Below are 11,494 nucleotides of genomic sequence, written 5' to 3'. Positions count from 1 at the left end.
CCCCTCATGCGATCTGCTGCTTGCGCAGCTCGGTGGCGAGGTCGTACAGGCCCGCCAGATCCATTCCCTCGGCGAGCAGTGGCAGTTCGTGCAGCGGCAGGCCCAGCTCGCCCAGCACCGCCCGCTGCTCCTGCTCCAGTGCGTGCCGCTCGGCGTACTCCTCGGCCTGCTGCAGGAGCGGGTCCACCAGCCGCTCGGCGTGCCCGCCACGCCGCGCCCCACCCAGCCCGGCCGCGGACAACGACCGTGCGATGGATGAACGTGTCACGGTTCGTACGAGTTCCAGCCCATCCGTGTCCAACACCTCGGGCCGCACCATGTTGACGATCACCCGGCCCACCGGCAGCTTCGCCGCCCGCAGCTCGGCGATGCCGTCCGCGGTCTCCTGGACCGGCATCTCCTCGAGCAGCGCGACCAGGTGCACGGCCGTCTCCGGCGACTTCAGCACCCTCATCACGGCCTGCGCCTGATTGTGTATCGGGCCGATCTTGGCCAGCCCCGCCACCTCGTCGTTGACGTTCAAAAAGCGGGTGACGCGACCGGTCGGCGGGGCGTCCATGACGACGTAGTCGTACACGAACCGCCCGTTCCTGTCCTTGCGCCGGACCGCCTCGCACGCCTTGCCGGTGAGGAGGACGTCCCTCAGCCCGGGAGCGATGGTGGTGGCGAAGTCGATCGCGCCCAGCTTCTTCAGGGCCCGTCCGGCGCTCCCCAGCTTGTAGAACATCTGGAGGTAGTCCAGAAGGGCCAGTTCGGGATCGATGGCGAGCGCGTAGACCTCACCGCCGCCCGGTGCGACGGCGATCTTGCGTTCCTCATAGGGCAACGCCTCTGTCTCGAAGAGCTGCGCGATGCCCTGCCGACCCTCCACCTCGACGAGAAGCGTCCGCTTCCCTGCCGTGGCGAGGGCCAGCGCTAGTGCGGCGGCGACCGTCGTCTTTCCGGTCCCGCCCTTGCCGCTGACGACCTGGAGCCTGCTCACGTCTTCGAGCGTAACCAGTCCGTGCCCGAGGCAATCGGGAGGCTGTGGACAACGGGGGCCGGTATCGGCCACATGGCCTGTGGACAACCGGTCCTGAACCAGCCGCCCGGCCTGTACGGGAGCCCCCGTGCGACAGCGGATAAAGTCGCCCCATGACCAAGTGGGAATACGCAACCGTGCCGCTGCTCGTCCATGCCACGAAGCAGATTCTGGACACCTGGGGCGAGGACGGCTGGGAGCTCGTCCAGGTCGTTCCCGGGCCGAACAACCCCGAGCAGCTCGTGGCCTACCTGAAGCGGGCCAAGGCATGAGCGGCGTCGAGGCGAAGCTCGCCGAGCTGGGCCTGACCCTGCCGGCCGTGGTGCCGCCGCTCGCGGCCTACCAGCCCGCCGTGCAGTCGGGGCCGTACGTGTTCACCTCAGGTCAGCTGCCCATGGTGGACGGCAAGCTGCCCGTCACCGGCAAGGTCGGCGCCGAGGTCACGCCCGAGGAGGCCAAGGAGCTGGCCCGCACCTGCGCCCTGAACGCCCTGGCCGCCGTGAAGTCGGTCGCGGGTGATCTGGACCGCGTCGCGCGCGTGGTGAAGGTCGTCGGCTTCGTCGCCTCGGCCTCGGACTTCACCGGCCAGCCCGGCGTCGTCAACGGCGCGAGCGAGCTGCTCGGCGCGGTCCTCGGCGACAAGGGCGTGCACGCGCGCAGTGCCGTCGGTGTCGCGGTGCTGCCGCTGGACGCCCCGGTCGAGGTCGAGATCCAGGTCGAGCTGGCCCCGTAACGGGCCCGTGGGGGTGCCCCTGACCTCGGGCACCTCTCGAACATTCGCTCACCAGGGGATAGCCTCGCGCCCATGGCGAATGGGCAGTGGTTTCCCTCGGACTGGCCGGACCGCATCCGCGCGCTCGCGGACGGGACACTCACGCCCGTCGCACCCAGACGCGCGGCCACCGTCATGCTCATGAAGGACGGGCCGGCCGGGACGTTCGTCCACATGCTGCGCAGACGCGCCTCCATGGCCTTCGCCGGGGGCGCGTACGCGTATCCGGGCGGCGGGGTCGACCCGCGCGACGACGAGCGCCTGGTGCGCTGGGCGGGCCCCACGCGCGCGTGGTGGGCGCAGCGGCTCGGCGTCGAGGAGGCGGTGGCCCAGGCGATCGTCTGCGCGGCCGTACGGGAGACGTACGAGGAGGCCGGCGTCCTGCTCGCCGGGCCGGACCCCGACTCCGTCGTCGGCGACACGACCGGCGACGACTGGGAGGCGGACCGCGCGGCCGTGGCCGCCCGTGAGCTGTCCTTCGCCGAGTTCCTCGACCGCCGTGGGCTCGTCCTGCGCTCCGACCTGCTCGGCGCCTGGACCCGCTGGATCACCCCCGAGTTCGAGTCCCGGCGCTATGACACCTGGTTCTTCGTGGCCGCGCTCCCCGAGGGCCAGCGCACCCGCAACGCCTCCACGGAGGCCGACCGCACGGTGTGGATCCGCCCGCAGGAGGCGGCGGACGGCTACGACAAGGGCGAGCTGACGATGATGCCGCCCACGATCGCGACCCTGCGCCAGGTGGCCCCGTACGCCACCGCCGCCGAGGCCCTCGCCGCCGCCCCCGGCCGCGATCTGACCGCCGTCCTGGCCGAGGCCCGGCTCACCGACGGCGAGATCGTGCTGAGCTGGCCGGGCCACGGCGAGTTCACCAAGCACATCCCCATCCCGGCCGGTGGAGGCCCCGCATGACCGACGCAGCAGCGCTTCCCGGCCAGCCCCGCGGCGGCGTCCTGAGCGGACCGGCCACCGCGCGCGCGGTCAACGTCCTCGCGCCGAACGCCTCCGCGATGACCCTGGACGGCACCAACACCTGGATCGTCTCCGAGCCCGGCTCCGAGCTGGCGGTCGTGATCGATCCGGGCCCGCTGGACGACGGCCATCTGCGCGCCGTCGTGGACACCGCCGAACAGGCCGGCAAACGGGTCGCCCTGACCCTGCTCACCCACGGCCACCCCGACCACGCCGAGGGCGCCGTGCGGTTCGCCGAACTGACCGGTACGCGCGTGCGTGCCCTGGATCCGGCGCTGCGGCTGGGCGACGAGGGACTGGGCGCCGGTGACGTGATCACGCTGGGCGGCCTGGAGCTGCGGGTCGTGCCGACGCCCGGCCACACCGCCGACTCGCTCTGCTTCCACCTCCCGGCGGACAGGGCCGTCCTGACCGGCGACACGATCCTGGGGCGCGGCACCACGGTCGTGGCCCACCCCGACGGCCGGCTGGGCGACTATCTGGACTCCCTGCGGCGCCTGAGGTCCCTCACGGTCGACGACGGCGTCCACACGGTCCTTCCGGGCCACGGGCCCGTCCTGGAGGACGCCCAGGGCGCCGTGGAGTTCTACCTCGCCCACCGCGCCCACCGCCTCGCCCAGGTCGAGACGGCTGTCGAGGACGGCTTCCGCGCCGCCTCCGACGTCGTCGCCCATGTGTACGCCGACGTCGACCGCTCCCTGTGGCCGGCCGCCGAACTCTCCGTACGGGCGCAGATCGAGTACCTGGAGGACCACGGGCTCATCTAGCGGCCGTTCCCGTGGCTCAGGCGCCCCCGCCTTCCGCACCTGCGCGGCCGCCTCTGCCGTTCCGGGTGTCTGGCAGGGCCACCGGGGGCGGGAACCCCCGGTGGCCCTGGGGGCCGCAAACGGCCCGGGGCCGGGGTCCCGGGCCCCGCGCGCGATGTCGTCGTTACCGCGAGCCGTCGTTACCGCGAGCGCTTGGCGAGCCGCTCCACGTCCAGCAGGATGACCGCCCGCGCCTCCAGGCGCAGCCACCCGCGCTGGGCGAAGTCGGCGAGTGCCTTGTTGACCGTCTCGCGCGAGGCGCCGACGAGCTGGGCCAGCTCCTCCTGCGTCAGGTCGTGGACGACGTGGATGCCCTCCTCGGACTGCACGCCGAAGCGCCGCGAGAGGTCCAGCAGGGCGCGCGCCACGCGGCCGGGGACGTCGGAGAAGACCAGGTCGGACATGGCGTCGTTGGTCTTGCGCAGGCGCCGGGCGACGGCGCGCAGGAGCGCGGCGGCCACCTCGGGGCGGGCGTTCAGCCAGGGCTGGAGGTCGCCGTGGCCGAGGCCGAGCAGCTTGACCTCGGTGAGGGCCGTCGCCGTCGCCGTACGCGGGCCCGGGTCGAACAGCGACAGCTCGCCGATCAGCTCGCCGGGGCCCACCACGGCCAGCATGTTCTCGCGGCCGTCGGGGGACGTGCGGTGGAGCTTGACCTTGCCCTCGGTGACCACGTAGAGCCGGTCGCCCGGATCGCCCTCGTGGAACAGGGAGTCACCACGGGCGAGGGTCACCTCACTCATGGAGGCGCGCAGCTCCGCGGCCTGCTCGTCGTCGAGTGCCGCGAAGAGCGGGTTGCGCCGCAGAACGTCGTCCACGAGTTCTCTCCTTGTCGCCTGCTCAGGGGATCTTGTCCCCCGCGTACCAGGGGACCTGGTTCCCCATTTTGCCGGACGGTCCAAACAGTGTGATCTGTCACAAGGATGCCGCACACATGTCCGGAGGTAAGCGGCAGGGGTCCAATTGGGGGCCGATCTTCGGGGTCCGGGGCGGATGTCGGTGCCGGGCTTTAGGCTGGCCGGGTGTCCAAATCGCCGGTGAGAGCACAGGCCAAGGGGGCTGGGCGGGTGGTTGTACGTCGGGATTCCGCTGTGGGCGAACAAGAGTCCGGTGAGGGTAAGAAAGCAGCAAAAGTGATGACAAAGGCGATTGCTGGTAAATCGGCAGGAAAGCCCGAGTCGCGGACCGCGCTCGTCCGCCGGGCCCGCCGTATCAACCGCGAACTCGCCGAGGTCTACCCCTACGCCCACCCGGAGCTGGATTTCGAGAACCCCTTCCAGCTTCTGGTCGCCACGGTCCTGTCCGCCCAGACCACCGACCTCAGGGTCAACCAGACGACTCCCGCCCTCTTCGCCAAGTACCCGACCCCCGAGGACCTCGCCGCGGCCAACCCGGAGGAGGTCGAGGAGATCCTCCGCCCCTGCGGGTTCTTCCGGGCCAAGACCCGGTCGGTCATAGGGCTCTCGAAGGGCCTGGTGGAACAGTTCGGCGGCGAGGTCCCCGGTCGTCTCGAGGACCTGGTCACGCTGCCCGGCGTCGGCCGCAAGACCGCCTTCGTCGTCCTGGGCAACGCCTTCGGGCGGCCCGGCATCACCGTGGACACCCATTTCCAGCGGCTCGTACGGCGCTGGCGGTGGACCGAGGAGACCGACCCCGACAAGATCGAGGCGGCGATCGGCACGCTCTTCCCCAAGGGCGACTGGACGGACCTGTCCCATCACGTCATCTGGCACGGCCGCCGCATCTGTCACGCGCGCAAGCCGGCCTGCGGGGCCTGCCCCATCGCCCCGCTCTGCCCGGCCTACGGCGAGGGCGAGACGGACCCCGAGAAGGCGAAGAAGCTCCTGAAGTACGAGAAGGGCGGCTTCCCCGGCCAGCGGCTCAACCCGCCGCAGGCCTATCTCGACGCGGGCGGGCGGGCGGCCCCGCCGCTGGGGGCCGGATGACCCGGGCGGCGAGGAAGGCGGGACCGGCGGCCGACGGGGCGCGGCCGACGGAACGATCTACGGGTCCTCGCGCGTTGGACCCGGCAGAACGGGGGGCGCGGCGATGACACGGGTGAGTGACACGGCGAGCGAGACGGCCGACGGGACGGCGAGCGACGCGGCAAGGGACAGGGGCAGGGACAGGGACACGACGAACGCGCCACGCGCGGCGAGCGCCGCGTCCGGAGGCCCGGGGGGTGCCCGGGGCGGTGGCGCGGAGGGCGGTACGGCGGGCGCCGGAGTCGACGGCGCGGCCAACGCCGCGGCCGGTGCCGCAGCCGGTGCTGCGGCGGCCCGGTCCGGTGGTCCCGCGGGTGCCCGGGCGGGTGCCCTCGTCGGGGCCGGTGGCGGGGAGGGTGATCCGGGCGCTGCCCGGGGCGGCGTCCCGGGTGGCGCCGTGCCGCTTCGCACGCACGGTCTGCCCGGCTGGCTCGACCCGGTCGCGCGGGTCGTGGAGACGGTCCGGCCGAGCCAGCTCAGCCGCTTCCTGCCGCCGCAGGACGGCGCGGGACGCCAGTCCGCGGTCCTCGTGCTGTTCGGCGAGGGGGAGCAGGGCCCCGAGCTGCTGCTGATGGAGCGGGCCGGCACCCTGCGCTCGCACGCGGGACAGCCCTCCTTCCCCGGCGGCGCGCTCGATCCGGAGGACGGCGATCCGCAGGGCGACGGCCCGCTGCGGGCCGCGCTGCGCGAGGCCGAGGAGGAGACCGGACTCGACCCCTCGGGCGTCCAGCTCTTCGGTGTCCTGCCCAAGCTGTACATCCCGGTCAGTGGGTTCGTCGTGACACCCGTCCTGGGCTGGTGGCGCGAGCCGAGCCCGGTGGGAGTCGTCGACCCGAACGAGACGGCCCGGGTCTTCACCGTCCCCGTGGCCGATCTCACGGACCCGGCCAACCGGGCCACCGCGGTCCACCCCGGCGGCTACCGAGGTCCGGCATTTCTGGTCGAATCGGCCCTGGTCTGGGGCTTCACGGCCGGCATCATCGACCGCCTGCTGCACTTCGCGGGCTGGGAGCGCCCCTGGGACCGGGACAAGCAGGTCCCGCTCGACTGGCGGTCATGACAGGGTGAACCCCGTGAACGTGCTGGACATCCTGTTGCTGGTCGCGGCCGTCTGGTTCGCGGTGGTCGGCTTCCGCCAGGGCTTCGTCGTCGGCATCCTGTCGGTGATCGGCTTCCTGGGCGGCGGTCTGGTCGCCGTCTATCTGCTGCCGCTCATCTGGGACTGGCTCACCGACAAGGCCGAGGTCAGCACCACGGCCGCCGTCGTCGCCGTCGTCGTCGTGATCGTCTGCGCGTCGGTCGGACAGGCGCTGACCACCCATCTCGGCAACAAACTGCGCCGGTACATCACCTGGTCCCCGGCCCGCGCCCTGGACGCCACCGGCGGCGCCCTGGTGAACGTCGTCGCCATGCTGCTGGTGGCCTGGCTGATCGGCTCCGCCCTGGCCGGCACGACCCTGCCGACCCTCGGCAAGGAGGTCCGCAACTCCACCGTGCTGCAAGGGGTGTCCCGGGCACTGCCCGACCAGGCCGACACCTGGTTCGCCGACTTCTCCTCCGTCCTCGCGCAGAACGGCTTCCCACAGGTCTTCAGCCCGTTCGCCAACGAGCCGATCACCGACGTCCAGCCGCCCGACCCGGCCCTCGCGGGCAGCCCCGTCGCCACGCGCGCGCAGCGCTCCATCGTCAAGGTGATGGGCACCGCCGAGAGTTGCGGCAAGGTCCTGGAGGGCACCGGCTTCGTCTTCGGCGAGCGCCGCGTCATGACCAACGCGCATGTCGTGGGCGGCGTCGACGAACCCACCGTGCAGATCGGCGGTGAGGGCCGCAAGTACGACGCGACGGTCGTCCTGTACGACTGGAAGCGCGACATCGCCGTGCTCGACGTACCGGACCTCGACGCGCCCGTGCTGAAGTTCACCACCGACGTCGCCTCCACCGGTGCCGACGCGATCGTCGCCGGGTTCCCGGAGAACGGCTCGTACGACGTCCGGGCCGCGCGCGTGCGCGGGCGCATCACGGCCAACGGCCCGGACATCTACCACCGCGGCACCGTGCGCCGTGACGTGTACTCGCTCTACACGACCGTCCGTCAGGGCAACTCCGGCGGCCCGCTGCTCACCCCCGACGGGCGGGTGTACGGCGTGGTGTTCGCGAAGTCGCTCGACGACGCCTCCACCGGGTACGCGCTCACCGCGGACGAGATCCAGCAGGACATCACCGACGGACGTACCACGGGACAGCAGGTGGACAGCGACCGCTGCGCCCTCTAGCTGCTCCTCGCGGCGCGGGAGCGGCGGTCAGCCGGTCGGGGCGGGCCGGTCGGCAGGTCCCGTTGAGACGGCCGTGTGGCGACGGGCGTGTCGCGACGGTCGTGCCGAGCGGGGTCGTGCCGAGACGGTCGTGCCGAGCGGGCCCGGGCGGGTCAGCCTCGAGGGTGACGCAGGCGTACCGAGACCCAGCGGGCCCGGCGGCGCAGGATGCGCGGAATGCCCACCCGGAGGTCGGAGCCCGGCAGCTGCGGGTCGGAACCTCGTTGGTGGGAGCTCAGGCCGGCGGCCGAGCGCCGGTTGCGTGCTGTGTCACTGTAGTCGTGCGTCCAGCCCATACCCCGACGTCTGCCCCCGCCCCAAGGTCGATAACCGCCCCGAGGCCCGCCAATTGGCCTATGCGTCGGGCAATTGGCCGCTTGTCGTACAGGTGTTTCCTGTGGCATCCGGCGGCGGACACCGGGCGCGACAATTCGGTCACCGATCCGGTTCCGGATCCTTCAGCCAATTGACCAGTTCGGTGGAGAAAGCGACCGGATCCTCCTCGTGGGGGAAGTGGCCCAGCCCGTCGAAGAGCCGCCATCGGTACGGCGCCTCCACGTACTCGCCGGAGCCGGCCGCGCTACGGGTGCGCATCACCGGGTCGAGTGACCCGTGCAAGTGGAGCGTGGGGACGCGCACGGGCCGTTTCATGCGCCGGTAGAACTGGACGCCGTCCGGCCGCGCCAGCGAGCGCACCAGCCACCGGTACGGCTCGACGGAGCAGTGCGCGGTGGAGGGGATGCACATCGCGCTCCGGTACGTCTCCAGGATTGCGTCCTCCGGCGGCTGCGGCCCGGACCACTCACGGATGAGGCGGGCCACCAGTTCCCCGTCGTCGGCGGTGAGCTGCCGCTCCGGGATCCACGGCCGCTGGAATCCCCAGATGTGGGAGCTCGCGGCGGACTGCCGGACGTCGGCGAGCATCGCCGAGCGCCAGCGACGCGGGTGCGGCATCGAGGCCACCGCGAGCCGCCGGACCAGCTTGGGGCGCATCACGGCGGCCGTCCACGCCAGATAGCCGCCCAGGTCGTGGCCGACGAGCGCGGCGTCCGGCTCGCCCAGCGAGCGGATCACGCCCGTGATGTCGAGGGCGAGGTTGGCCGGGTCGTAGCCCCGGGGGGTACGGTCGCTGCCGCCCACGCCCCGCAGATCCATGGCGACGGCCCGGAAGCCGGCCTCGGCGAGCGCGCCGAGCTGGTGCCGCCAGGTCCACCAGAACTGCGGGAAGCCGTGGACGAGCATGACCAGCGGTCCGTCACCCGCCTCCGCGATGTGGAAGCGGGCGCCGTTCGCGGCGACCTCACGATGGGTCACCTTGGTGCCCTCGGCGTATTCCGGCCGAACGACCGAGGTGGGCTGCGCCGAAGGGGTGGCGGGGTCCGTCATGACGTCGAGCGTGCCACAGCCTCGATGGCCGCCGGGCCCCGGTCCTCGGTCAGCTCCGGCCTGGGGTGCGGCTTGGCGTTCTGCAGGACGCCCGCGCTCTCCTTCATCGACGCGGCCACCTTCTGCGGGCCCTGGCTCTTCTTGGCCTTCTTCGCGAACACCACACCGATCAGCACCAGGACGAGCGCCACGAGCACGTTCGCCGCGAAGGACAGCAGGAAGCAGATCGCGAGGTTCCAGTCGCTCCAGGTACGGATGCCGTACGCCAGCGCGAAGTTCAGCATCGGCAGGGAGAACACCAGGACCGCGCCTGCCACCGTGAACGCCCCGCCGCTCGTCGCGCCGCGCTTCACATCCTGCTTGAGCTGAGCCTTCGCCAGCGCGATCTCGTCGTGCACCAGCGCGGACATCTCGGTCGTCGCCGAGGCGAACAGCTGGCCGATGCTGGCTTCGGCGCCGACCGGGCTGCCGTCGGGTGCGCTCATCGCGGTCTCCCTCGCTTCTTTTGTACCGTCTCTTTTGTACCGTCCCGTCAGATCATGCCGGACCGTCGCCGTCCTCGCCCGCCCCGCCCGGCACTTCGGCCGCCATCCGATGCGCGGGACCCGTCCCCGAGTCCGTCTCCGAGTCCGTTTCTGAGTCCGTCTCCGAGTCCGTTTTTGAGTCCGTCCCGGCGGTCCTCCCGCGGGCGATCTCCGCGGCGATACGGCGGTGCTCGGCGGCCTTGCGGTCATGGATCGCGGCCATCCGCAGGTGGTACGCCGGGTCGTCCTGCTCGTAGACGTCCGGGATGCCGTCACTGTCCTCGTCGCGCTCCTCGGCCTCCTGGATCCGGCGGTAGCGGGCGTTGCGCAGCTTCAGCAGGACCGTCGCGCAGGTCGCCGCGATCAGCGAGCCCGTCAGGACGGCGGCCTTGACCTCGTCGGTGAGGGCCGCCTCCCCCGCGAAGGCCAGTTCGCCGATGAGCAGCGAGACGGTGAAACCGATGCCGGCGAGCGAGGCGACGGCCAGGACGTCCGCCCAGGCCAGGTCCTCGCTGAGGGAGGCCCGCGTGAAGCGGGCGGTCAGCCAGGTGCCGCCGAAGACGCCGACCGTCTTGCCGATGACGAGCCCGAGGACGACCCCGAGGGTCTCCGGCCGGGTGAAGATCTCGCCGAGCGCCCCGCCGGAGATCGTCACCCCCGCGCTGAACAGGGCGAACAGTGGAACAGCGAGCCCCGCGGAGAGCGGCCGCACCAGGTGCTCGATGTGTTCGCCGGGGGAGTGCTCCTCGCCCTCGCGGGTGGTACAGCGCAGCATCAGGCCCATGGCGACGCCGGCGATGGTCGCGTGGACGCCGCTGTTGTACATCAGCGCCCAGATCACCAGCGCGAGCGGCACGTACACGTACCAGCCGCGTACGCCCTTGCGCAGCAGCACCCAGAAGGCCGCGAGGCCTGCGACGGCGCCGCCCAGGGCGGCGAAGTCGATCGTGTCGGTGAAGAAGACCGCGATGATCAGGATCGCGAACAGGTCGTCGACGACGGCGAGGGTGAGCAGGAAGGCGCGCAGCGCGCTCGGCAGCGAGGTCCCGATGACGGCGAGCACGGCGAGCGCGAAGGCGATGTCGGTGGCGGTGGGTACCGCCCAGCCGCCCGTGTCGCCGCCTCCGGTGAGGTTGGTGAGGGTGTAGACGAGCGCCGGTACGGCCATTCCGCACAGCGCGGCCGCGACGGGCAGGGCGGCGGCCCTGGGGTCCTTCAGTTCCCCGGCGACCAGCTCGCGCTTGAGTTCGATGCCGGCGACGAAGAAGAAGATCGCGAGGAGGCCGTCGGCCGCCCAGTGCTCCACCGACAGGTGCAGTCCGAGGGCCCCGGGGCCGAGGTGGTAGTGGCTGACTGTCTCGTAGCTGTCGCGCAGCGCGGGGACGTTCGCCCAGAGCAGTGCGGTCACCGCGGCGAGGAGCAGCAGGACACCGCCCACCGTCTCGGTCCGCAGCGCGTCCGTGATGTAGGTCCGCTCGGGGAGGGAGAGCCGTCCGAAGATTCTGCGGGCGGTGCTGCGGGGCGCGGACACGGTGGGACCTCCGGTCGGTGGGCATGGCGGAACGCATGCCGACCAGACTTCCCGGCGCACCTTTTTGATTAGTTTACCTAAGGTGCGTCCAGCGCGCGCGGCACAGTCCGTGCGCGGTGTACGCGGTGCACGGACTGTGCCGCGCGGCGCGCTCGGGGCCTGTGGTCAGGTGACCCCCACGATAGGTGCGA

At 71.9% G+C, this 11,494-nt stretch carries 13 protein-coding genes; 7 read left to right on the top strand and 6 right to left on the bottom strand.

All coding sequences use genetic code 11. The features are described 5' to 3' along the window. Window positions 1–4: 4 nt before the first annotated feature. Window positions 5–982: an ATPase BagA gene (locus AQJ58_RS32180; RefSeq protein WP_067256535.1), complete on the bottom strand. Its 978-nt coding sequence runs from the start codon at window positions 980–982 to the stop codon at window positions 5–7. Between the two features lie 152 nt (window positions 983–1,134). Here AQJ58_RS32180 and AQJ58_RS42930 point away from each other — a divergent pair, with 152 nt between their 5' ends. The 4 genes from AQJ58_RS42930 (at window position 1,135) to AQJ58_RS32165 (ending at window position 3,529) form a co-directional block, all read left to right on the top strand. Then, window positions 1,135–1,293 carry a Sp36 family protein gene (locus AQJ58_RS42930; protein WP_020129281.1) on the top strand — a complete coding sequence of 53 codons (159 nt, stop codon included), beginning with the start codon at window positions 1,135–1,137 and terminating at the stop codon, window positions 1,291–1,293. Further along, window positions 1,290–1,754 (top strand): RidA family protein, encoded by a 465-nt coding sequence (locus AQJ58_RS32175; protein ID WP_067256533.1) that lies wholly within the window; start codon window positions 1,290–1,292, stop codon window positions 1,752–1,754. The genes AQJ58_RS42930 and AQJ58_RS32175 overlap by 4 nt, the downstream gene beginning before the upstream one ends. Before the next feature lie 72 nt (window positions 1,755–1,826). After that, window positions 1,827–2,702 carry an NUDIX hydrolase gene (locus AQJ58_RS32170; protein WP_067256531.1) on the top strand — a complete coding sequence of 292 codons (876 nt, stop codon included), beginning with the start codon at window positions 1,827–1,829 and terminating at the stop codon, window positions 2,700–2,702. Further along, on the top strand, window positions 2,699–3,529 hold the full coding sequence (locus tag AQJ58_RS32165; protein ID WP_067256530.1) for an MBL fold metallo-hydrolase: 831 nt from the start codon (window positions 2,699–2,701) through the stop codon (window positions 3,527–3,529). The genes AQJ58_RS32170 and AQJ58_RS32165 overlap by 4 nt, the downstream gene beginning before the upstream one ends. A 179-nt stretch (window positions 3,530–3,708) precedes the next feature. Here AQJ58_RS32165 and AQJ58_RS32160 read toward each other — a convergent pair whose 3' ends face one another. Next, window positions 3,709–4,383, bottom strand: a complete 675-nt coding sequence (locus tag AQJ58_RS32160) for a Crp/Fnr family transcriptional regulator (RefSeq protein ID WP_029382547.1) — start codon at window positions 4,381–4,383, stop codon at window positions 3,709–3,711. Between the two features lie 249 nt (window positions 4,384–4,632). Between AQJ58_RS32160 and nth the strand changes: the two genes are divergently transcribed. The 3 genes from nth to AQJ58_RS32145 all read left to right on the top strand — a co-directional run bounded on the left by nth (window position 4,633) and on the right by AQJ58_RS32145 (window position 7,823). Then, window positions 4,633–5,511 carry an endonuclease III gene (nth, locus tag AQJ58_RS32155; protein ID WP_324613852.1) on the top strand — a complete coding sequence of 293 codons (879 nt, stop codon included), beginning with the start codon at window positions 4,633–4,635 and terminating at the stop codon, window positions 5,509–5,511. Between the two features lie 436 nt (window positions 5,512–5,947). Further along, window positions 5,948–6,610 (top strand): NUDIX hydrolase, encoded by a 663-nt coding sequence (locus AQJ58_RS32150; RefSeq protein ID WP_067256526.1) that lies wholly within the window; start codon window positions 5,948–5,950, stop codon window positions 6,608–6,610. A 13-nt stretch (window positions 6,611–6,623) separates the two neighbouring features. Beyond that, window positions 6,624–7,823, top strand: a complete 1,200-nt coding sequence (locus tag AQJ58_RS32145; RefSeq protein ID WP_067256746.1) for a MarP family serine protease — start codon at window positions 6,624–6,626, stop codon at window positions 7,821–7,823. Window positions 7,824–7,975: 152 nt separating this feature from the next. Here AQJ58_RS32145 and AQJ58_RS44975 read toward each other — a convergent pair whose 3' ends face one another. The 4 genes from AQJ58_RS44975 to nhaA all read right to left on the bottom strand — a co-directional run bounded on the left by AQJ58_RS44975 (window position 7,976) and on the right by nhaA (window position 11,303). After that, window positions 7,976–8,158, bottom strand: a complete 183-nt coding sequence (locus AQJ58_RS44975) for a hypothetical protein (protein WP_079079365.1) — start codon at window positions 8,156–8,158, stop codon at window positions 7,976–7,978. A gap of 139 nt (window positions 8,159–8,297) precedes the next feature. After that, a complete protein-coding gene (locus AQJ58_RS32140; protein ID WP_067256525.1) occupies window positions 8,298–9,248 on the bottom strand; it encodes an alpha/beta fold hydrolase in 951 nt (316 codons plus the stop codon). Further along, a complete protein-coding gene (locus AQJ58_RS32135) occupies window positions 9,245–9,733 on the bottom strand; it encodes a phage holin family protein (protein WP_067256523.1) in 489 nt (162 codons plus the stop codon). The genes AQJ58_RS32140 and AQJ58_RS32135 overlap by 4 nt, the downstream gene beginning before the upstream one ends. A 52-nt stretch (window positions 9,734–9,785) precedes the next feature. Continuing rightward, complete coding sequence (gene nhaA / locus AQJ58_RS32130) at window positions 9,786–11,303, bottom strand: Na+/H+ antiporter NhaA (RefSeq protein ID WP_079079364.1); 1,518 nt, start codon at window positions 11,301–11,303, stop codon at window positions 9,786–9,788. Between the last annotated feature and the right edge of the window lie 191 nt (window positions 11,304–11,494).

It is taken from the genome of Streptomyces sp. DSM 15324 (genome assembly GCF_001514285.1).
Lineage (GTDB): Bacteria > Actinomycetota > Actinomycetes > Streptomycetales > Streptomycetaceae > Streptomyces.
The sequence above is the reverse complement of the archived record's forward strand: the minus strand, read 5'-3'. Positions and strand labels throughout refer to the sequence as shown.